Genomic DNA, 22,198 nt, shown 5'->3' on the forward strand with positions numbered 1-22,198 from the left:
AAATGAAAAGGTGTGTTTTTCTGTTCAGCTATATTCTCACTTTTTGTGTTCATGCACAAGAAGTAGATGACTTGCGCCTAAAAATGCAAGAAGAGCAGCAAACCATAAGTTTTGATACCTTCTTTTTTGAAGCATTAAAACAAAAAACAATAGGCAATTTTGATAAAGCCATTTATGCTTTAGAAGAATGTCAGGATATTGATCCAAAAAATTTGGCTGTTTTGTTTGAGTTTTCCAAGAATTACTTCGAACTGAACAAATACACTGAAGCAGAGTATTACGCCACCCTTGGTTTAGAGATTGACCCTAAGAATATCTACTTACTAAGGCATCTAAAAGAAATAAATTTACGTCAGAACGATTTTGAAGGAGCGGTGATGGCACAAAGTTTAATAGTGCAACAATACCCTGAGGAAGAACCAGATTTGATTTTTATTTTTTTACGTGCTGGTAAAATTGATGAGGCCAAAAGTGTATTGATTAAATTAGATTCAGAAGATAAATTGCCCGATTCATTTGCGAGTATTAAGCAATCGTTATTGCAAGACAAAACACAGGCATTTTTAGAGCATGAAGTGGAAAAACCTCTGCCCTTAACAACCTTGGCGCAATTAAGGCTTACATTTAGAGAGGAGAAAACATATGCCGCCATGACAGCCATATTAGAAAATGAACTAAAGACGAAACAATATTTGGACCTTTTGGAAGATAGTACAATGGCCCTCGAGTTTTTTCCTGCGCAACCCTTTGTTTATTTAATGAATGGATTGGCTTTGAATAGTTTAAGAAAATATGAAGAAGCCATTTCTGTGCTGAATTCGGGCTTTGATATGATCGTTGAAAACCCTGAAATGGAATCAAAATTTTTTGAACAACTCAGCTTGGCCCATAAAGCCATGGGAGATAAAAAGAAAGCAGCAGAATATTACCAAAAAATGTTAGACAGCAATGCGCTTCAGAATCCTTGAAAAAAAGTTTCTTAATTTATTGATTGTTGTTGCCGCACTTTTTTTACAATCTTGTAAAAGCATTAAAACAACAAGTACAAACATCGCTTATTTACCGGTAAACGAGGTAATTAAAAGGCATTACGCAAAGGGCGAAGGGTTTGCTATCAAAGCTGACCTAATCATTAAATATGAGAGAGGTTCAGATTTTGTCTCCTTAAACGGTTCGCTGAGAATGACAAAAGACAGTGCCATTTGGGTAAGTATATCAAAATTGGGATTCCCAGTAGGGAAATTGATGGTAACAGAAGACCGGGTGATTTTTTACGAAAAAGTGAACAAATCATTTTTTGATGGAGATTTTGCATTGATAAATAACTGGTTAGGCGTAGAAATGGATTTTCAAATGTTTCAAAATTTATTTTTAGGAGAAGCTTTGGTCGATTTAAGAAAGGAGAAGTACGAAGTGTCGATAACTGAGAATAATTATTTCGTAGTTCCTAAAAAGAAAAATCCTATTTTTGATGCGTTATTTTGGTTAGATCCGGTAAATTTTAAAATTAGTAAAGAGCAGTTCACTATTGATGAGCAAAATGAACTGCAAATTCAATACAAAGAATTCGAAATAGAAGAAAACTTTAGTTTACCCAAAGGATTTACGGTGAACGCAAATAACAAAAATAAAAACACAACAATTGAAGTGGATATTAAAAATATCGAATTGATCGATAATTTGAGATTTCCTATCTCAATTCCTGATAATTATAAGCAAATCAAATTGCAATGAGTACAGCAAAATTAAGTCTAGATCCTTCATCTCGCCTTACTCATTCTTTTCCGAAAACTTTACTGTATCTAATATCGTTTTTGTTTCTTTTTTTAGTGTCTGCAAATTCATTCGCTCAAAGCAAATCTGATCTGGAAAAACAGAGAAAGAAACTTCAAAAAGAGATCAAAGAAATTAATGAGCTACTTTTTAAATCAAAGGCTGAGGAAAAAAGTTTGTTGGTAGAACTAAATGATTTGAACAAAAGAATTAGTGTTAGGGATCAGCTCATTCAAACTATTGATAAAGAGATCAAAGAATTAAACAACGATATTTCTTCAAATGAAAAACAGATTGCTCAGCTCGAAAATCATTTGAATATATTAAAAGACGAATACGCCGATATGGTTGTTCAATCCTATAAAAGCAGAACCAAACAAAGCAGGTTAATGTTTTTGTTTTCTTCTGAAAGTTTTATGCAGGCCTTTAAAAGATTCCAGTACATGAATCAATATGCTAATTACCAAAAGCAACAGGGGCAAGAGATTATGGCTGAAACGGTCAAGCTAAATAATCTTACAGATTTATTAAAAGAAACAAAGCGCGAAAAGGAATTGCTCGTTTTGGTAAATAAAAAGGAAAGCGATAGTATCAAAAGAGAAAAGAATGAACAGGAGGGCTTAGTCAACTCAATTAAAAAGAAAGAGAAGAAATATATTACCGAGATCAAGAAGAAACAAAGGGAGGAGGCAAGAATTGAAAAAGAGATTGAAAAGGTAATTCGTGAAGCCATTGCCAGTTCCAATAAAAAATCGAATACCAATGTGAAAAGTTCGGGCTTTTCATTAACGCCAGAAGCCCAAAAACTAGAGAGCAGTTTTGTGGCAAATAAGGGAAAACTACCGGCACCTGTGGAAAGGGGCGTAGTAGTTCGTCATTTTGGAAAACAACCGCACCCAACGATCAAAGGAATTACGATAGAGAGTAACGGGGTATTTTTCGCAACAGAAAGAGGTGCAAATGCCAGAGTTATTTTTGATGGTAAAGTATTGGCTATTCAGGTCTTACCGGGTAATTTAAAAGCTGTTTTGGTACAACATGGAAATTATATTTCTGTATATAAAAATTTAGATAATGTCTTGGTAAACAAAGGAGATCAAGTAAGAACCAAACAGCAAATTGGCACAATTCACACGGATGCTACCTCAGGACAAACGATTTTAGCTTTTGTACTTTTTAAAGAAGTAAAACGTGAAAATCCGGAAGAATGGGTCTACAAAATTTAAAGGTTATAATGCCAAATACATAATATGGTTGGGATTGACATGTGTCTCTGATATTTGAAAATCGTAGCTTCCAACTCTTTTAAAGCCGTTTTTTGTGTAAAATTGAATAGCCCTGTGGTTTTCTATCCATACGGCTAACCAAATACCTTTTTGACTCTTCTGATAAGAAATGGATTTATTAAAATTGAATAGTTCGCCTGCTATGCCTTTTCCGTAGAATTCACTTAACAAATAAAATCTTTCCAACTTTGCGATGTTTTCATCGCGAATATTTTCGTTCGGCCTGTTGAAAATCGTTTTTGAATAACCCGCTAATTTTTGGTCATGATAAATGAGATAATATAGGTTTTCGGGATTTTTCAACTCTTTTATAAAAGTATTTAGTCCAAAGTTTTTAGAAACATAGCTGTTGATGTCTTTTGTAGGCGCACTTTTTCCATGTGCCTCTAAAAAGGATATTTTGGCGATCTCGTTTAGAGGTTCACAGTCGTTTACAGTTGCCCTGACAATTCTATTCATCTTTCATTTTTTGTGGAGACAAAAGTAAAAGGAATATACCCAAAGCCATACAAGCACTGCCATAAAATAGTATTCGATAACTATACCATACCGAAAAAGCACCCAACAAAAGAACCATTTCTGTGACAATAAAACCTGAAAAGAGCAAAAGAATTCCGCCTTGAGAAAACCGATGTAAGTTCAACCATTTTAAATCAAAAAGGAAGGCTAATATGAATACAGAAATTACACCGATTAAACTTAAATGAAGGTAAGCCAAAACAGTATGTTTATTGTGAAAGGCAAAGTCTTTAAAAATTTGAAAGACAGACAAATATTGAAATGTAAGTTTTAGAAAAAATGAAAAAAGAAACGTGATTATCAAAATTCTTATCCAAAATGCTTTTTTGAAAATCCAGTTTTTGAAAAATGGTTTTAGCGCCATACAGAGAAAAACTCCTCCAATAATTTGAAATATTCCGGCCAAATGCGCAGGAATTATCAGACTTTTTCTAAAACTCATACCCAACAAAGAAAGAGTTAAAGCAGGAAAAATGGCTAGGATTAAACATCGGTAAAAATTCAGCATTAGTTTTTTATTGGGTGCAATGTTGTCAATTTCGAGCCATTTAAGAAACAAGGCAAAACAGACAAACAAAAACCAACCGTTGTATTGAAAATGAAGAAAGGAATATATAAAGCTTTGATAAGCTTCTGTGTCACTCATGCCTTTTGCTGATAATATGCCCACACCCCAAGGCATCAATGTTGAAAGTACAGCAAGCCAAAGACCTGTTTTTAAAAATAGAACGGAAATCGAATTTTTATATTGGAGCGAGGGCTGTTTTAAATCTTTAAAAAAACAAAAAATAAACCAATAATTCATGAATTGGAATAGAGTGGAAAAAATAATGGAATACACGCCATATCCCTGTAAAGAAAATGAAACGAGTATGCCAAAAATAATAAACAAGGTTAGTTTTAATTGCAATAAATAGTGCCCTTTTTCAATTTGTTTTTTGGTTAAAAACAAATTGGTGCACAGAACAAACAAAACAATGTAAATCCAACCTTGAAAAGCGACGTGAGAATGCGCATGCACAAGATGAGCATAGTCAAAGGGGAGTTTTAAAAAATAAATTGCCCGAAGTGAGGTACCAATGATAGAAACAATAAAAAAGAAGAAAAGACTACTTTTTATCCAAATAGGTTTTATCATTTTTGCGCTCGCTTAATTCTGTTTTAATGGTTTGATAGGATAACAAAAATAGAGTTTATGCAAACAAAAAGCACAGTTTTATTAAAACTGTGCTTTAAAATCAATTTATTCAATCGCGGTTTTATTCTTTGTCTTTGCAAAGACCTACAATGTCATGAAAAACATCATGCAAGCTCTCTAAGGAAGCTGTAATAGCTTCATCATCACTATCTTGTTCAATAAGCTTTTGTAGTTCAAGACTTCCTTTGTACAAATTTTCTTCTGCCGCCACAATTTCAGGCGTATTAAATTCATCCGGCACAGAATTATTCTTGAGTGTATGTGCTTTTAGAACCATTTCGTCTATACGTCCTTTAATTGGATCTAAGTCACCCTCTTCACTTGGATGGTAAGTTTCTTGCATCACTTTGTGAAAATCGTCTAATTCAGGCCATTTTTCAAAAATACTTTGTGCTTGTTGATTTTGAATAAAAAACAAACTGAAAACTAAACTGAGAAATGCGATATTTTTTTTCATAATATTGGTTTTTATACTTTCTCTTTTTTTAGGAAAAGCTTTTATTAATCGACCGTAAATTTAGCAGCTATTTTTGATATTTTCATAAAAATTACATGGAAGGATTAAAATTAATTTCTTCCAATTTCTGGACTTTTTTTTGGTAGATTTGTACCTTTTAATTGAAAAATATGAACAGAATAATTTTAGCTTTTCTCATAGGATTTAGTACTTTTCTTTCTGCACAAACGATAAAATCTCCTTCTGAATTTTTTGGAGTAGCCTTGGGAGAGGAATTTCATTTACATCACCAGGTCATAGATTATTACAATTATTTAGCCGAAGTAGCTCCAGATCGAGTAAAGGTAAGCCAGTATGGAAAAACCTATGAAAAAAGACCCTTATTATTGGTTTATGTTTCTTCTGCCTCAAACCTATCGAATCTGGAAAACATCAGAAAGGAGCATTTAAATAACATAAACGGGAGTTCAAGTGCCAAAAAAGCGATTGCCTGGTTGAGCTATAATGTCCATGGAAATGAGAGTGTTAGTACAGAGGCTTCGATGTTGACAATTTATAAGTTACTCACAGAGAATTCAGATTATTTAAATGATGTGGTGGTAATTATGGATCCTTGTATCAATCCTGACGGAAGGGATCGGTATGTGACCTGGTATAACCAGAACAAAAACGAACCATTTAACGTGGATCCCAACAGTGTAGAGCATCATGAAGGTTGGCTTACTGGCAGGCCAAATCATTATATGTTTGACCTAAACAGAGACTGGGCTTGGCTAACACAAATTGAAAGTCAGCAAAGGATTAAACTATACAACCAATGGTTGCCACATATCCATGTCGATTTTCATGAACAAGGAGTAGATGCCCCTTATTATTTTGCTCCAGCAGCTGAACCGTATAACGAGGTAATTTCAGAGTTTCAGAGAAATTTTCAAATGGAAATTGGTAAAAATCATGCTCGCTATTTTGATGAGAAAGGATGGTTATATTTTACCAAAGAAGTTTTCGATCTGCTATATCCCAGTTATGGGGATACGTATCCTACTTACAATGGTAGTATTGGGATGACTTACGAACAAGGGGGTAGCGGAAGAGCAGGTTTGGGTGTCATCACTTCAAACAGAGATACGTTAACCTTGAAAGATAGAATCGCGCACCATACAACAACAGGTCTGTCTACAGTAGAAATGGCTTCAAAGAATGCAGAAAGACTGAATACAGAGTTTAGAAAATATTATACCCGTAATGACTTTAGCTTTAAGAATTATGTGTTATCGGGAGAGGGAGATAAAATTGACTTATTATCAGATCTGCTAGATCAACACGAGATCAAGTATATTAAAACAAATGAAGAAATAAATGGCAAGGGATTAAATTTTGAAACAGGAAAAACAGGAAGCTTTAAACAAAAAGGAGATCAAATCGTCATAACCTCAGATCAAACCAAACAAAACCTAATCAAAGTTTTATTCGAGCCCAGCGCAAAATTAACAGATTCTGTTACCTACGATATTACGGCCTGGTCCTTACCTTATGCCTATGGATTAAATGCCTTTGCATCAGAAAAACCAATTTCAGTCAAAGGAAATTCAGATTCGGCTTTTAAAAGTAATGTTCTGACTACCGGAGCCTATGCGTACATTGCGGATTGGAACAGTATGAAAGACGCTCGTTTTTTAAGTGAATTGATAAAAGAAAAAATTAAAGTCCGTTATTCTAATGAACCTTTCACCATTGAAGGAGAGAGTTTTCACAGAGGAAGTTTGATCGTTACAAAACTTGATAATTCTAACACCGAATTTATATCCAAATTAGAGCAAATTGCAAACAAACACAAAGTAAAACTAAAATCGGTTAAAACCGGTTTCGTAGATAAGGGTAAAGATTTTGGTTCAGATGCCGTGACAATGATTAAGCCGGCTAAAGTTGCAATTCTAAGGGGAGAACCGACAAGCACACTGAGTTTTGGAGAAATATGGCACTATTTTGAGCAACAATTAGGCTATCCTGTAAGTGTGCTGGATACAGATTATTTAAGTCGTGTAGATCTTTCCAAATACGATGTACTTGTGCTTCCTGATGGTAGTTATGGTAGTTTTATGGATGAAAAACAGCTCGGCTCTTTAAAAGATTGGGTGGGCAATGGTGGAAGGTTGATCGCAATTAGTGGTGCGGTAAAAGGTCTTGAGGGTGAAAAAGGATTTGGGATAAAATCAAAAAAGAGTAAAAAAGATAGTACTTCAGTACTGCTTCCTTATGCGGCAAAGCAACGAGAGGGTATGAAGAAAGCGATTACAGGCGCTATTTTTAAAATTGATATGGATCCTACACATCCATTAGCTTATGGCTATGGATCAAGCTACTATAGCTTAAAAAATAATGAAGACACCTACACATTTTTAAAAAGTGGTAATGTGGGCTATATTCAAAAAGAGACAAAACCTTTATCGGGTTTTGCGGGTAGTAGCATACAAACCGACCTAGAAAACACACTGGTATTTGGTGTAGAGAATTACAAACGCGGATCAGTTGTTTACCTAATAGATAATCCGCTCTTCAGGGGATTTTGGGAAAATGGAAAACTTCTTTTTGCCAATGCCATTTTTATGGTACCCTAAAATCAAAAAAGGCGGTCTATTATAGACCGCCTTTTTTGATTAATTTTTGTGGAAACTAATTCTTTACCAATAAATTTTCTTTTCTGATTTTAAGTGAAGATAACACGTTAATCGCTTCATCTACGTAAATATCTTTGTTGAGGTTTTCGTGCCAAATCTCTCTTTTCTTACCTAAGATTGAATCGTTTTCGATCGCTGCAATTTCATATGCAGGAGAATAAAACTCAAGATCATTTTTGTAATCATTCAACTTGTCAAACAATTTAGCTTCATTCTCACGGGTTGTAATTTCCTTTTTGTAATCATCAAAATTTAGATGAACAGAATCATCATCTCTCCCTGCTTTCAACCATTTTGCATTTTCATCGATCAATTTAAAATTCTCATTTTCCAGAATTCTCTGCTTACTCTCATTGATGACGGTACTGAAATTTTCATAATAATTTAAAGGGATGTAATTAGCTGGCGCTACTTTATCCCATTCCAAAGGGTTTTTTTCATCTCTTTCTCCAATTTCCATATAAGAATAACGATCAGGCATGGCTATATCAGAAGTGACACCTTCGATCTGGGTTGATCCACCATTGATTCTATAAAATTTTTGAATCGTCATTTTTAACGCACCTAAGTCATCCTCGTATTTGTAATAATTGTTTAACGGCAATAGATTTTGCACAGTACCTTTACCAAAGGTTTGTTTACTTCCAAGTATAACAGCACGATTGTAATCTTGCATAGCAGCAGCGAAGATTTCAGAGGCTGAGGCAGATAATTCATTAACTAGGACCACCAAAGGACCGTCATATTGAACTTTTTTATCTGTATCAGATTTAACCACTGGTTTTTCATCTCTGTATTTCACTTGAACAACAGGACCCTCTTTAATAAATAATCCTGCAATTTCTATCGCTGTTTTTAAAGATCCACCTCCATTGTTCCTCAAGTCTAATAAAATACCATCTACATTTTCTTTTTTCAAACGCTCTATTTCGAGTTCCATATCGGTTGTTGAATTGCGATAATCTTTCTCGTTAAAATCGATATAGAATTTAGGTAATTCGATCAATCCATATTTTTTATCACCTTTTTTAATGATGGTGGATTTAGCAAAAGTTTCGTCTATTTCAACAATATCTCTGACAATAGAAATAACTTTTAAGGAGCCATCAATTTTAAGAACGGTAAGTTTAACTTCTGTTCCTTTTTTTCCCTTAATGAATTCTATGGCATCATCTAATCGCATACCGATGATATCAATGGGTTCGCCATCTCCTTGAGCTACTTTTAAAATCGCATCACCAACTTCTAATTCGCCACCTCTCCATGCAGGTCCGCCTGAGATTAATTCGTCTACGGTAGTGTAATCATCCTTTTTTCTTAATCTCGCACCAATTCCTTCCAATTTCCCGGCCATACTGATATCAAATCGTTTTTTGTCTTTTGGAGCAAAATAGCTGGTGTGAGGGTCAAAACCTAGCGTGACGCTATTGATATAAATAGAAAACCAATCGGTTCTTTCAAGCTCTTCCATGAAATCAAAAAAATCATCCATGCTTTTTAAAGTACCTTCGCGGGCTTCAATTTCTAAATTCGCGATTGAACTTTTAGTGTAAGAACTATCTTTTTCAAAACGATTCTCGTCTAATTCTATTTTATCATAAAGCCTGGTGAGGGTAGTAATTTTTAACTGATCTCGCCAAGTTTGAATCAATTCTGCCTCATTGGCGGCATAAGGTTTAGATTCGTAATCCGTAGAAAAAATTTCGCCTTTATTTTTATTGAAATCAAAAGGTTGAGACAATATTTCTTTGTAATACTTCTTAGACTCACCTAACCGCTGATTATATTTCTCATAAACCAAATTGAAAAAAGTGAGATCCTCATTTTTGATCTGATCGTCAATAAGGTATTTATATTGAGAGAATTCATCAATATCTTGTTGTAAAAACAGACGTTTTGAAGGATCCAAATTATTGAGAAATTCATCGTAAACCTTTTCAGAGAACTCGTCATTCATCTGAATGGGTTCATAGTGCCCTTTGGTAAGCGCATATCTTATTAATGAAAGTAATATTTTCTCCTTTTCAGGGTCTTCATCATTCTTAACTTGGAAACCAAGCATCAAGCCTCCTAAAATAACTAAGAGGAATATGTATTTTAATTTGCTTAACATAAACAAGGTTTGTTAATTTTCTTGTTCGACATAATTTCTAATAAACTTGCAAGGTAATAAAATAAAGTTGGAAATTTCTATTCATATAACTTCATCTTGCACACAATATTAGCTAAAATCATGCCTAACCGTTCACAAGGAAATGTTAAACCTAAATTGATTTGCCATTTTTCAAAATAGCTTACTTTTGTGTCAAGGATAAGATTCATGCAAAAAAAACCGCTTATTTTAGTTACCAATGACGATGGTATTACTGCTCCTGGAATTCGCACCTTACTTGAGGTAATGAATGAAATAGGAGATGTTGTCGTCTTGGCACCCGATAGTCCACAAAGTGGAATGGGTCATGCTATAACTCTCGATTCCACGATTTATTGTGAAAACATTTCGACTGATGACGTTCCACAGAACGAATTTCGTTGCTCAGGCACCCCCGCAGATTGCGTAAAAATGGCGGTGAGTGAAATAATGGATAGAAAACCGGATCTCTGTGTATCAGGAATCAATCACGGAAACAACTCTTCGATCAATGTTATTTATTCGGGTACTATGAGTGCGGCTATCGAAGCAGGAATTGAAGGGATTCCGGCCATTGGATTTTCATTGCTCGATTTTTCTTGGAATGCAGATTTTAAACCGCTAAAGCCCATTGTCAAAAAAATTGCCCAAGAAGTACTTAAAAACGGATTACCCGATGGCGTTGTTCTCAATGTAAATTTTCCAAAAGTGAAAAAATTTGAGGGAATAAAAATCTGCAGACAAGCAAGAGCCAACTGGGTAGAAGAATTTGATAAAAGAATCAATCCTCAAGGAAAGGAATATTATTGGCTAACAGGTAAGTTTGTTAATTTGGATCACGGAGAAGATACAGATGTATGGGCATTGGAGAACGGCTTTGTTTCTGTTGTTCCTGTTCATTTCGACCTCACAGCACACCACACAATAGCAGAACTAAATCAATGGGATCTCAAATAAAAAAAGAAGTTTTTATTGGCTTTGGTATCGGATTACTCGCCGTTTTTTTTAGCCTTTATTTATATATCGAATTCGTTTCGGAATATAGTTTTAGCACAACCCTCAAAATGATTAAAGAAGGTGACCTGTATGGAAAGGTTTTAGGTTTAGCGGCCATTCCAAATTTGTTCGTCTTTTTTATTTTCATTAAAAAGAAACAAGATTACAGGGCTCGTGGTGTATTGATGGCTTGTTTTTTGATTGCCTTTCTGGTTTTAATTGCTCAGTTTATATAAACGCCATAAATTTTTATTAAAAATGAAATATTACATCATTGCAGGTGAAGCTTCGGGAGATTTACATGGTGCAAACTTGATGAAGGCATTATTGAACGAGGATCCTAAGGCAGATTTTCGTTTTTGGGGAGGTAGTCTTATGGAGGCTGTTGGAGGAACTAAAGTCAAAGATTATCACGATTTGGCTTTTATGGGTTTCGTAGAAGTAATATTGAACCTCGGCACCATTTTGAGTAATATTAAATTTTGTAAACGAGATATTCTTTCATTCCAACCCGATTTGATCATCTTTATTGATTATCCGGGATTTAATTTGAGAATTGCAGAATTTGCGAAAAAGGAGAAAATTCCAACGCATTATTATATTTCTCCACAAATTTGGGCCTGGAAGGAGAACAGGATTCATCAAATCAAACGGGATGTTGATCAAATGTATGTGATACTCCCTTTTGAGAAGGATTTTTACGAAAACAAACATCAATATCCGGTGCATTATGTGGGTCATCCATTGTTGGATGCCATCGCAAATCGTCCTTTGGTAGACCCCAATAAATTTAGGCTTGAAAATAATTTGAACGAAAAACCGATTATTTCACTTTTGCCGGGTAGCCGTAAGCAGGAAATCAAGAAAATCTTGAGTGTCATGCTTAAAATGATTGATGAATTTCCAAACTATCAATTTGTTGTTGCTGGAGCACCAAGCCAGGATTTGTCGTTTTATCAATCAATAATTGCCGATAATAGAGTAAAGATCATACAAAATAAAACCTACGATCTACTTTCTGTATCTTATGCTGCTTTGGTCACCTCAGGTACGGCAACGCTGGAAACAGCCTTGTTCAAAATACCCGAAGTTGTCTGTTATAAGGGCAACCAATTGTCTTATGAAATAGGAAAACGTTTGGTGAAAAACATCAAATATATTTCTTTGGTAAACCTCATTTTAGATAGAGAATGTGTAAAGGAACTCATCCAAAACGACTTTAACAAAAAGAATTTAAAAAAGGCTTTAAAAGATGTTTTAGATCAAGAAAAGCGCACTAAAATGTTTGAAGACTATTATCAGTTGGAACAAATTTTAGGTGGAAAAGGGGCGAGTCAAAAAACCGCGAAGTTAATCGTCGGAGCCGAAGTAAAAGATGTCCGAAGCTAAAAAATATCTCAAACAGAAATTATTCACATAAATCCTCTAGCATATCTTCAATATCACCGGGTGTACTCATAATTTTCATAAAAGTACCCATAGTTAAATCAGGCCAATGTAAGGCTATTCGATATCTTCCGTGAAGCATGGTCGCTTGCTTGTCTTGAAGAATAATTTCGTAAGGCATAGCCGCTAAATGATCTTCTCCAATAATGGGTAAAAAATGAGATTCGCCTTTTTCTTTATCGTGTAGACCCACACCAAAAACGGCAACCTTTTCACTTGAAAAAATCATTTTATACACCATTTTCGTATTGCCCTTTTCTTTTGCCAAATTGCTACTTATTCTATCTACACCTTCCTCAAAGGAAGCAAATGATCTAAGCTTTACAGGATCTGTAAAGTAAGGCATCATCATTTTATATTGATATTCTCTTAGATCTTTGACAGATAAAGAGCCGCCAAATGGCCGATTGAGACTTCCTAAACTGCTCAAAGCAGCGGAGACGTCCTTAGAAATAATTTTGAGTTGTGATTCGTGAGTAGGAAATTCATTTCTCAAATAGGCATTAAATAGGTAATCTGGATTTAAATAACTGATGGTAGTTCCGTTGGCATTAGATTTTAATCCTACCTTCAAGGCCGAAGCAAGTGCCCCGCGGTCAGCTACTTTTAATGATACCTTTTGAAGATCATTTCTGGTAAAAACAACAACCTTTAAATTGGGTTTCCCACCAGGATTATAAACACCGATCACTTCAAAACCTTTGGCTTCTAAATTTTCGCTTACTTTTTTAGTGGCTTGAGAAATATGTTCGGCATAATCACCTACTTCGATATAAGGAGATAGTTTTTGAGCATATGTATTTGAGAGAATGAATTGACTTGCAACAAAGAATAGGAAGAATATTTTTTTCATTACTGAATATTTGAGAGATAAATTTAAAGGGTATAAATATAAAAAACACTAACATTTATCATGTCAAAATTAGTGTTAACCCTGCGAATTTAAAAAGGGTTGGTCTAATATTTTTAAACTTACCTTATAAAACAGTATACCGGTGATAACTCCAAAAATTCCTCCGGCTAAAATGTCTAGTGGGAAGTGAACACCAATGTAGATTCTACTATAAGCAAAAAACAAAGGCCAGATAAAAAACAAACCCGCGTATTTTATTTTCTTACGCAATGTGAAATAAACAAAAGTCGTTACAGCCATCGAAGTCCCTGCATGTGCAGAAAAAAAACTGAAACTTTTGTTGTTTTTTAGAATTCGAATAAATGTATTGATCTCAGGATCTCGATTAGGACGCAATCTTCCTACCGAGTATTTGATTAAATTGGCGAACTGATCAGAAAAAGTGATCAATAATGCCACAATAACCACCAGAGCAATTGTTTTTTTTAATCCGAAAAAACGGTACATCAAATAGATAAAAAAAAGAAAAAGAGGTATCCAACTCAACATGTTTGTAGCGGCAACCCAAAAAGGATCCCAACTTTCATTGCCCAAACCATTTAAATAGATAAAAAGTTCTTTATCAGAATTGATTAATTTATCCAAAAAACTCATTTACAAATTTCGTTTAATCGGACCGGTGATATCATCGATATTATCTTGCACTTTATCTTTAATTTTACTCACCTCTTTTGTAATGTCTTTGGTAAACTGAGTGTCTATTTTTTTTTCGATCCCACTCTCAACGATTTCTTTTTTCACCTCATTCGTGGCATTTTTTAGTTGTTGCATCCCTTTGCCCAAACCCCTTGCTATTTCAGGAATCTTTTCAGAACCAAAAAGCATGACAACAATGATCAAAATCACAAAAATTTCGGCACCACTGATAAATAGAAACATACAATTAAAAATTTAGTACAAAGATATAATAATTGAGTTATGCGCTGCGAGAATGCCTATTTTTTGATCAGCATTCTTTTTATTTCGTTAAGTTTCATTAGAGCTTCGATCGGTGTAAGGGTATCTATATTTGTGCGCATGATTTCATCTTTGATCTCCTCCAATAGAGGATCGTCTAACTGAAAGATACTCAACTGCAGATCTTCTTGCTTGTGTTGTCTTAGCTTTTCTTGCACATCTTCTGAGGCATGACTTTTTTCTAGTCTTTCTAAAATTTTATTCGCTTTAAAAACAACTTCATTAGGCATACCTGCAAGTTTCGCTACATGTATACCAAAACTGTGCTTCGACCCTCCCGGGACCAATTTCCTCAGAAAAATAACATTGTCTTTTAATTCTTTGACCGAAACATTGTAGTTCTTAATGCGGTCAAAAGATTCAGACATATCATTTAGTTCATGGTAATGTGTGGCAAATAGGGTTTTGGGTTTTGTAGGGTGATTGTGGAGATATTCTGCAATGGCCCAGGCGATAGAAATCCCATCATAGGTACTTGTACCGCGCCCAATTTCGTCTAACAAAATCAAACTTCGTTCTGAAAGATTATTCAAAATACTGGCTGTTTCATTCATTTCTACCATAAAGGTCGATTCACCCATCGAGATATTATCACTAGCGCCAACACGGGTAAAAATTTTATCTACAAGACCAATTTTGGCATTTTGAGCAGGGATATAACTTCCCATTTGAGCCAAAATAACAATAAGGGCTGTTTGTCTTAAAATAGCCGATTTACCGCTCATATTAGGTCCGGTAATCATGATGATTTGTTGTTGGTTTCGGTTTAAAACCACATCATTCGCGATATAAGCTTCACCCGGAGGCAATTGTTTTTCAATCACCGGATGTCGACCGTTTTTTATATCTAAATCAGTGCTATCATCCAGAACGGGCTTGACAAAATTGTAATGGATAGCATTTTGGGCAAAAGCACAAAGACAATCTAAGCGCGCAATTTGAGACGCACTTTTTTGAATGGGCTGAACAAATTGTAACAAGAAATCGATTAATTGCCCGTAAATTTCTTGCTCTAATACAGCGATTTTTTCTTGAGCGCCTAATATTTTTGATTCATAATGTTTGAGCTCCTCTGTAATATATCGCTCGGCAGAAACCAAAGTCTGTTTTCTAATCCACTCTTCTGGCACTTTGTCTTTATGGGTATTCCGTACTTCAATATAGTAACCAAAAACATTGTTAAAAGCGATTTTTAACGATGAAATTCCGGTTCTTTCTATTTCTCTTTCAACCATTTGATCCAAATAGGATTTTCCTGAGGAAGAAAGTGAACGCAATTCATCAAGTTCTTCAGAAACACCTTCCGCAATGCTGTTTCCTTTATTGATATTTACCGGAGCATTTTCATTTAATGTTTGACTGATCTTTTGGGTAAGTTCCGGACAAGGGTCCAGGTTATTGGCCAAATTTACCAACCCTTCGATTCCGCTTTTTAATCCGATCTCTTTAATGGGGGATATTGCTAGGAGTGAGTTTTTGAGCATCACAACTTCTCTTGGACTAATTTTACCGGTTGCGACTTTAGAAATTAAGCGCTCTAAATCACTCATCGATTTAATTTGACCCCATATCTTTTCAAAATCGCTTTCCTTTTCGATCAAATATTTAACTATACTTTGTCTTTCCTTAATTTCTTGTAAATCTTTTAAGGGTAGAGAAAGCCATCGGCGTAAGAGTCTTCCTCCCATGGGTGAAACGGTTTGATCGATGATGTCTAAAAGCGAAATTCCGTCTGCTGCATTGGAGGCATGCAGTTCCAAATTGCGTAAAGTAAATCGATCCATCCAAACATATTTATCTTGATGAATCTGTTTGATTTGAGAAATATGAGAAATATTATTGTGCTGTGTTTCTGATAAATAAAACAATACAGCTCCAGATGCGGTAATTCCATCTACAAGATCCTCGATACCGAAACCTTTGAGCGACTTTACTTTAAAATGCTTACAAAGACTTTCATGGGCAAACTCGTGTTGAAATACCCAATCATCTAGGTAAAAAGTATAAAAATTAGCTTTGAATTGAGAGAATTTTTGTTTGAATTGCTTTTGAACCAAAACCTCACTGGGTTTGAAATTTTGCAATAACTTATCTATGTATTCTTCGTTTCCCTGCGCCGTAAGAAATTCACCCGTAGAGATATCTAAAAAAGACACGCCGATGTACTTTTTTCCAAAATGAACAGCCGCCAAGAAATTATTGTTTTTTGATTGAAGGACCTCGTCATTTAAAGCAACACCTGGAGTAACAAGTTCAGTCACTCCTCGTTTTACGATGGTTTTGGTCATTTTGGGATCTTCCAACTGGTCGCAAATGGCCACGCGCAAACCGGCTTTGACAAGTTTTGGCAAGTAAGAATTTAAAGAATGGTGCGGAAATCCGGCTAAATGTGTTTCAGACGTACTGCCGGCTCCTCTTTTAGTGAGAACGATACCTAAGATTTTTGAAGCATGAACGGCATCCTCACCAAAAGTTTCGTAAAAATCGCCCACCCTAAACAACAGCAGTGCATCAGGATATTTACTCTTGATCTTGTTGTATTGCTGCATTAATGGAGTGACTTTTTTAGCCAAAGGAATTTGCTTTTATGTTGAAAAAAATGCCGTTCCTGCAAATATAAAATTATTGCTGCGATATGAACTCTACCGATGAAAAATATACGATCAATCTGGTTCGTTTTCAATTTTTGTTAATGGGAATTGATTAATTTCGCGGACGAAAATTAGATCGAAAGAATGAGGAAATTGAAAAACAGCGAATTGGGTCGCTTGGAGATTCAAGAATTCAAAGAGGCTAAGAAAATACCGCTCATCATTATTTTAGATAATATAAGAAGCTTAAACAATATTGGCTCTGTTTTTAGAACCGCTGATGCCTTCTTGGTAGAAAAGATTTATCTCTGCGGCATTACAGCTCAGCCTCCACACAAAGAAATTCATAAAACCGCTTTGGGAGCAACAGAGTCTGTTACTTGGGAATACCGAGAAAATGTAATGGACCTCATCGCTGATTTACAAAATGAACGAGTTACGGTAGCATCGATTGAACAAGCTGAAAATAGTCTTTATTTAAACGAATTTAGTGCACAAGGAATAACAAGGTTAGCTGTTATTTTTGGGAACGAGGTGAAAGGCGTTCAACAAAAGGTTGTAACGGCAAGTGATTTATGTCTTGAAATTCCTCAATTTGGAACCAAACACTCACTCAATATTTCTGTGAGTTGCGGTGTTGTTTTATGGGATCTTTTTCAAAAATTTAAAAATGTAGTATGAATGATTTCAGTTTTTTTGTGCAAAGAGGCCTGTTTCATGTGTTAGATAAGAACGCCTACGACCATATTTTATTTTTAATCGCGCTGGTGGTGATTTATCAGTTCAAAGATTGGAAAAAAATATTGGCGATGATTACGGCTTTTACGATTGGACATACACTCACATTGGCATTGTCTGTCTTTCAAATTTTTAGATTAAAGTCAGAATGGATAGAGTTTCTTATTCCTCTCACAATTTTTGTAACGGGCATGGTAAATATTCTTTTCATCAAAAGAAATCTCAAGAGTAAAGGCTTGTCTATCAATGTTTTTTTTGCCTTTTTCTTTGGTTTGGTACATGGCATGGGCTTTTCAGGTTATTTTGAAATGATCGTCGGTAAAGCAGAAAACAAACTTTTACCTTTGATAGAATTTGCCTTAGGGATAGAATTAGCGCAAATGATAATTGTTTTCATTGTACTCTTGTTTGGCATAATTATTCAAAATATCTTTAAAGTTTCAAAAAGAGATTGGATTTTAGTCATTTCATCTATCGTTGCAGGAATGACGATTCCTATGCTTATTGAAAGGGTTTTTTGGTAAAAATTTAACAGAAATTGCACAGAGTTTTGGCGAAATTTGTCCAAATTGTCAAAGTGTGATACATGCGATGAATAAGAGAAAGCAAAAAAAATATGATCTGGCTTATATGAGAATGGCCAGCGAATGGGCAAAATTGTCTTATTGCAAACGCCGTCAGGTTGGTGCGATTATTGTAAAAGATAAAATGATTATTTCTGACGGGTATAATGGCACACCGAGTGGTTTTGAAAATAATTGTGAAGATGAAGAGGGATATACAAAATGGCATGTATTACACGCAGAAGCAAACGCCATTTTAAAGGTAGCTAGATCTACACAATCTTGCAAAGAGGCAACATTATATATTACGATGTCACCTTGCAAAGAATGTAGCAAGCTCATCCATCAATCTGGGATTACAAGAGTGGTTTACCAAACGGCGTATAAAGACATATCAGGACTTGAATTTTTAGATAGAGCCAATGTAGAATTGGTGCACTTGCATGATGAATAACAAAACGAAAATATTATTACCAATTTATATAGCCATAGCCGTTGTGCTAGGGATTTTTATTGGGACCAATTTAGATTATAAAAAAGAAACAGTCCTTTTGTTTGGGGGCAATTCCCAAGAAAAGAAAATCAAACGGTTAATTGATTTTATTCAATACGATTATGTTGATGATGTAGATACAGATAGCTTACTCGATCATACCATCATGGATATGCTGAGTAAACTAGATCCGCATTCAACCTATATTCCTCCTCAAGACCTACAATCGATTACAGAAACCATGGAAGGTAAATTTGTTGGAATTGGCGTGCAATTTAACATGTTAAACGATTCGTTAACCGTGATAAAGGTGCTTAAAGATGGTCCAAGTGAAAGAGCAGGTTTAAAAGCTGGAGATAGAATTTTAACCGCCAACAACGACACCTTATACGGTAAAAAGCTCAACAACAATTACATTATTAAAACCCTCAAAGGAGAGCCAAATTCTAAGGTCGATATAACCGTATACAGGAAAATGGAAAATCAAGAATTGCCGTTTACCATTATTCGAGGTGATGTGCCCATAGAAAGTGTAGATGCCGCCTATATGCTAAACAATGAATTAGGATATATAAAAATAAACAAATTTGCGGCTTCTACTTATGATGAGTTTAAAGATGCACTAGATGATTTGTTAGAAGCAGGAATGAAAGAGCTCGTTTTGGACCTAAGACAAAATCCTGGTGGCTTTTTACAAGTAGCGACCAAAATAATTGATGAGTTTTTAGAAGATGGAAAACTAATTGTTTTTACCAAAAATAAGCGCGAGAAGGTAGATAAGACTTTTGCTACAGCCAAAGGAGATTTTGAAGAAGGGCAGGTATATGTGCTTTTAGATGGAGCTTCTGCCTCAGCAAGTGAAATCGTGGCTGGCGCTTTGCAAGACAATGATAAAGGAACTATAGTTGGAAGAAGATCCTTTGGCAAAGGGTTGGTTCAGCAAGAAATGGAATTGGGTGATGGTTCTGCGGTTAGATTGACAGTATCGAGATATTATACGCCAACAGGTAGATCCATTCAAAAACCGTATAGTGATGACGTGGAAGATTATTATGTTGAATATGAAAATCGTTATAATGAAGGAGAATTGTTGAGTAGAGACAGCATAAAAGTAAACGACACTTTAAAATATGTCACACCCAAAGGTAAAGTTGTTTATGGAGGAGGAGGAATTATCCCGGATGTATTTGTGCCACTAGACACCACCCAGTATATTGATCGGATTCATTATTCTCGCTTAAACACATTTGTTTTTGATTATATAGATAACCATAGAGAGCAATTCGACGGTCTCACTTTTGAAGAGTTTGATAAAAGCTTCGATAGCGATCAAAAGATTTATGAAGAATATTCTGAAGGGTTAAAAGACAGTTTTCACTACAAAGATTTAAAAGCTGATGAAAAAATGGTTCAGCTTTACCTCAAAGCATTGTTTGCGCAACAACTTTTCGATTCAAATGCATTTTATAAATTGATGAATAGAGAAGATGAAATGTTGAAAAAGGTGATGGATTTAGAAAAAAACGAAATTCCTATCAATCAATAGCGTCGTGAATCATGGTGTGTTTGCCATGGTTCCACTCGGTTAAAATATCTGTTGCTACTGCTGCACCACTGCCACAGGCAATGGCAAACTGACTTCTGTGTCCGGCTAAAACGCCAGCCACATACATATCTTTTTTAACTAAATGATCCGTATTTTTTAATTGGATGCGCTCTTTAACAGCTTCAATTTTCTGATGAGGAATAATAAACTCTTTAATTCCAGCAATTTGATTCAGATTCGAGGGTCCAATAGCGATGACAATTTTTTTAGCGAAATAACTATTCTTATTGGTTTTAACAGCAAACACATTTTGGTTTTGCTCAATGTTGACCACCTTTTCTTTTGTTATTTGCTTAATGTCAGGATAATATTTAGATAATTGATCAGCCCCTTTTTGTAGAATATCTTTTCCTAATAACCCCGGTTCCAATCCCAAAGCATTGTAAAAAACAGCTCTATCGAGAGCAGAGGAGCGCTGATGTAAAACGATACCAATTCTTTTTTCTTTTCCAAAAGGTTTGTTTTGAGCGGAACCTAAAACCAAAGCGCAAGACATACCTGCTGCCCCTCCGCCTAAAATTAAAACATCAAAAATCATGATCGTAAAGCATAAATTATGGCAAACTATTGAATAATCCCATGGCATTTGAAGCGAATAACTTCACGGCAATGGCCAATAAAATTACACCAAAAATCTTTCTCAACACATTAATTCCACCCTTTCCTAAAATATGCTCTATTTTTTTTGAAGATTTTAAAACGAAATATACAAAGATCATATTGATAATAATGGCAATAATGATATTGATGGTCTCAAACTCAGCTTTGATTGATAGCAAGGTAGTCATGGTTCCAGCTCCTGCAATGAGCGGAAAGGCGATAGGAACGATGCTAGCCGTCTCAGGATTTTCTTCTTTGTATAATTGAATCCCCAGAATCATTTCTAAGGCGAGGAATAAAATGACTAACGAACCCGCAACAGCAAAAGAATTGACATCAATACCAATTAGTTTTAGAATTTCTTCTCCTACAAACAAAAATGTAATCATAATGATCACTGCTACGATAGAGGCCTTTTCAGATTGGATATGACCAACTTTCTGTCGCAAACTAATAATGATTGGAATGCTTCCAACAATATCAATCACCGCAAATAAAACCATCGATGCAGTAAGTATTTCCTTGAAATCTAGTACCATAACAAAATGCTTATTTTTTTTGAGCGTGCAAAGATAGTCAATAATTCTACTTCAAAATCAATTATTTTTCTGATAAAATTGGGGTAAATTTGCCAACAAATAATAGAGCAAATGTTTCAAATTGATAAAACACTGGTTTCTGAAGATGTGATAGAAAAGCAATTTCTTTGTAATTTAAGTGCTTGTAAAGGAGCTTGTTGTATACATGGAGAGGCAGGGGCGCCAATTGAAAAAGATGAAAGGAAAATACTAGAACGTATTTATCCTACGGTTAAACCACTTTTAAGAAAGCAGGGACAGGATACCATTGAGAAACATGGCACCTATATTCAGAACGATGAGGGCGATTTTGAAACACCACTTATTGAGGGTGGTGAATGTGCCTATGTAATTTTCGACCACAAAAACATTGCTCTCTGTGGTATTGAGCAGGCTTTTAATAAAGGACTAATTGATTTTAAAAAACCTATCTCTTGTCATTTATACCCTGTTAGGATCCAAGCGTTTTCTGAGTTTTCTGCCGTGAATTACAGTCATTGGGACATATGTAATGATGCCTGTGCATTGGGCAAAAGTATGGAGTTACCGGTGTATAAATTCTTGAAAGAAGCGCTCATTAGAAAGTTTGGTGCAGATTGGTACGAAGAATTGGAATTAGTGGCAGAGCAATATTATCTCAATAAGTAAGTCTGATCTTTTATAATTCACAAAAGA

22 protein-coding genes are annotated in these 22,198 nt (G+C 35.1%); 12 read left to right on the forward strand and 10 right to left on the reverse strand.

Annotated features, from left to right (window positions below):
* Positions 1-2: 2 nt before the first annotated feature.
* The 3 genes from ACFQ39_RS05420 to ACFQ39_RS05430 are packed head-to-tail and all read left to right on the forward strand — an operon-like array spanning position 3 to position 2,999.
* Positions 3-968 carry a tetratricopeptide repeat protein gene (locus ACFQ39_RS05420; protein WP_377176971.1) on the forward strand — a complete coding sequence of 322 codons (966 nt, stop codon included), beginning with the start codon at positions 3-5 and terminating at the stop codon, positions 966-968.
* The gene (locus ACFQ39_RS05425) at positions 949-1,734 is read left to right on the forward strand and encodes a DUF4292 domain-containing protein (RefSeq protein WP_377176972.1); all 786 of its coding nucleotides are present in this window, start codon (positions 949-951) and stop codon (positions 1,732-1,734) included. Before ACFQ39_RS05420 ends, ACFQ39_RS05425 begins: the two co-directional genes overlap by 20 nt.
* Positions 1,731-2,999 (forward strand): murein hydrolase activator EnvC family protein, encoded by a 1,269-nt coding sequence (locus tag ACFQ39_RS05430; protein ID WP_377176973.1) that lies wholly within the window; start codon positions 1,731-1,733, stop codon positions 2,997-2,999. The genes ACFQ39_RS05425 and ACFQ39_RS05430 overlap by 4 nt, the downstream gene beginning before the upstream one ends.
* 3 nt (positions 3,000-3,002) lie before the next feature.
* On the opposite strand, the gene ACFQ39_RS05435 is transcribed toward ACFQ39_RS05430, so the two are convergent.
* From ACFQ39_RS05435 to ACFQ39_RS05445, 3 genes are all read right to left on the reverse strand, one after another.
* Positions 3,003-3,518 (reverse strand): GNAT family N-acetyltransferase, encoded by a 516-nt coding sequence (locus tag ACFQ39_RS05435; protein ID WP_377176974.1) that lies wholly within the window; start codon positions 3,516-3,518, stop codon positions 3,003-3,005.
* Positions 3,511-4,716 (reverse strand): hypothetical protein, encoded by a 1,206-nt coding sequence (locus tag ACFQ39_RS05440; protein WP_377176975.1) that lies wholly within the window; start codon positions 4,714-4,716, stop codon positions 3,511-3,513. The genes ACFQ39_RS05435 and ACFQ39_RS05440 overlap by 8 nt, the downstream gene beginning before the upstream one ends.
* Positions 4,717-4,837: 121 nt before the next feature.
* Positions 4,838-5,233 carry a hypothetical protein gene (locus ACFQ39_RS05445; protein ID WP_377176976.1) on the reverse strand — a complete coding sequence of 132 codons (396 nt, stop codon included), beginning with the start codon at positions 5,231-5,233 and terminating at the stop codon, positions 4,838-4,840.
* 170 nt (positions 5,234-5,403) lie between these two features.
* Between ACFQ39_RS05445 and ACFQ39_RS05450 the strand changes: the two genes are divergently transcribed.
* Positions 5,404-7,851 carry a M14 family metallopeptidase gene (locus ACFQ39_RS05450; protein ID WP_377176977.1) on the forward strand — a complete coding sequence of 816 codons (2,448 nt, stop codon included), beginning with the start codon at positions 5,404-5,406 and terminating at the stop codon, positions 7,849-7,851.
* Between the two features lie 55 nt (positions 7,852-7,906).
* On the opposite strand, the gene ACFQ39_RS05455 is transcribed toward ACFQ39_RS05450, so the two are convergent.
* Positions 7,907-10,024, reverse strand: a complete 2,118-nt coding sequence (locus tag ACFQ39_RS05455) for a carboxy terminal-processing peptidase (protein WP_377176978.1) — start codon at positions 10,022-10,024, stop codon at positions 7,907-7,909.
* Between the two features lie 207 nt (positions 10,025-10,231).
* On the opposite strand from ACFQ39_RS05455, the gene surE reads away from it, so the two are divergent.
* From surE to lpxB, 3 genes are read left to right on the forward strand one after another with little or no spacing between them, the layout of a single operon-like run.
* Positions 10,232-10,999, forward strand: a complete 768-nt coding sequence (gene surE, locus ACFQ39_RS05460; RefSeq protein WP_377176979.1) for a 5'/3'-nucleotidase SurE — start codon at positions 10,232-10,234, stop codon at positions 10,997-10,999.
* Complete coding sequence (locus ACFQ39_RS05465) at positions 10,984-11,274, forward strand: hypothetical protein (protein ID WP_377176980.1); 291 nt, start codon at positions 10,984-10,986, stop codon at positions 11,272-11,274. Before surE ends, ACFQ39_RS05465 begins: the two co-directional genes overlap by 16 nt.
* A 22-nt stretch (positions 11,275-11,296) precedes the next feature.
* Positions 11,297-12,427, forward strand: a complete 1,131-nt coding sequence (gene lpxB, locus ACFQ39_RS05470) for a lipid-A-disaccharide synthase (protein ID WP_377176981.1) — start codon at positions 11,297-11,299, stop codon at positions 12,425-12,427.
* Positions 12,428-12,446: 19 nt separating this feature from the next.
* Here the strand turns inward: lpxB and ACFQ39_RS05475 are convergent, their stop codons facing one another.
* The 4 genes from ACFQ39_RS05475 to mutS all read right to left on the reverse strand — a co-directional run bounded on the left by ACFQ39_RS05475 (position 12,447) and on the right by mutS (position 16,903).
* Entirely contained in the window at positions 12,447-13,337 is an 891-nt protein-coding gene (locus tag ACFQ39_RS05475; RefSeq protein ID WP_377176982.1) for a hypothetical protein, read from the reverse strand.
* A 75-nt stretch (positions 13,338-13,412) separates the two neighbouring features.
* Positions 13,413-13,982 (reverse strand): phosphatase PAP2 family protein, encoded by a 570-nt coding sequence (locus tag ACFQ39_RS05480; protein ID WP_377176983.1) that lies wholly within the window; start codon positions 13,980-13,982, stop codon positions 13,413-13,415.
* Between the two features lie 9 nt (positions 13,983-13,991).
* Positions 13,992-14,276, reverse strand: coding sequence for a Sec-independent protein translocase subunit TatA/TatB (locus ACFQ39_RS05485; RefSeq protein WP_377176984.1), 285 nt, complete (start codon positions 14,274-14,276; stop codon positions 13,992-13,994).
* 56 nt (positions 14,277-14,332) lie between these two features.
* Complete coding sequence (gene mutS, locus ACFQ39_RS05490; RefSeq protein ID WP_377177540.1) at positions 14,333-16,903, reverse strand: DNA mismatch repair protein MutS; 2,571 nt, start codon at positions 16,901-16,903, stop codon at positions 14,333-14,335.
* A gap of 186 nt (positions 16,904-17,089) precedes the next feature.
* Between mutS and ACFQ39_RS05495 the strand changes: the two genes are divergently transcribed.
* From ACFQ39_RS05495 to ACFQ39_RS05510, 4 genes are all read left to right on the forward strand, one after another.
* Positions 17,090-17,626, forward strand: coding sequence for a TrmH family RNA methyltransferase (locus ACFQ39_RS05495; RefSeq protein WP_377176985.1), 537 nt, complete (start codon positions 17,090-17,092; stop codon positions 17,624-17,626).
* The gene (locus ACFQ39_RS05500) at positions 17,623-18,207 is read left to right on the forward strand and encodes a HupE/UreJ family protein (protein ID WP_377176986.1); all 585 of its coding nucleotides are present in this window, start codon (positions 17,623-17,625) and stop codon (positions 18,205-18,207) included. Before ACFQ39_RS05495 ends, ACFQ39_RS05500 begins: the two co-directional genes overlap by 4 nt.
* Positions 18,208-18,274: 67 nt before the next feature.
* Complete coding sequence (locus ACFQ39_RS05505; protein WP_377176987.1) at positions 18,275-18,700, forward strand: deoxycytidylate deaminase; 426 nt, start codon at positions 18,275-18,277, stop codon at positions 18,698-18,700.
* On the forward strand, positions 18,690-20,285 hold the full coding sequence (locus ACFQ39_RS05510) for a S41 family peptidase (RefSeq protein WP_377176988.1): 1,596 nt from the start codon (positions 18,690-18,692) through the stop codon (positions 20,283-20,285). Before ACFQ39_RS05505 ends, ACFQ39_RS05510 begins: the two co-directional genes overlap by 11 nt.
* Here the strand turns inward: ACFQ39_RS05510 and ACFQ39_RS05515 are convergent.
* Together ACFQ39_RS05515 and ACFQ39_RS05520 are read right to left on the reverse strand one after the other, a co-directional pair.
* Positions 20,275-20,883, reverse strand: a complete 609-nt coding sequence (locus tag ACFQ39_RS05515) for an FAD-dependent oxidoreductase (protein ID WP_377176989.1) — start codon at positions 20,881-20,883, stop codon at positions 20,275-20,277. The two genes, ACFQ39_RS05510 and ACFQ39_RS05515, sit on opposite strands and share 11 nt — an antisense overlap.
* Before the next feature lie 16 nt (positions 20,884-20,899).
* Complete coding sequence (locus ACFQ39_RS05520) at positions 20,900-21,484, reverse strand: MarC family protein (protein ID WP_377176990.1); 585 nt, start codon at positions 21,482-21,484, stop codon at positions 20,900-20,902.
* A gap of 111 nt (positions 21,485-21,595) precedes the next feature.
* Between ACFQ39_RS05520 and ACFQ39_RS05525 the strand changes: the two genes are divergently transcribed.
* The gene (locus ACFQ39_RS05525; RefSeq protein ID WP_377176991.1) at positions 21,596-22,171 is read left to right on the forward strand and encodes a DUF3109 family protein; all 576 of its coding nucleotides are present in this window, start codon (positions 21,596-21,598) and stop codon (positions 22,169-22,171) included.
* Positions 22,172-22,198: the final 27 nt, after the last annotated feature.

It is taken from the genome of Namhaeicola litoreus (assembly GCF_042679565.1).
In the GTDB taxonomy this organism is placed as follows: domain Bacteria; phylum Bacteroidota; class Bacteroidia; order Flavobacteriales; family Flavobacteriaceae; genus Namhaeicola; species Namhaeicola litoreus.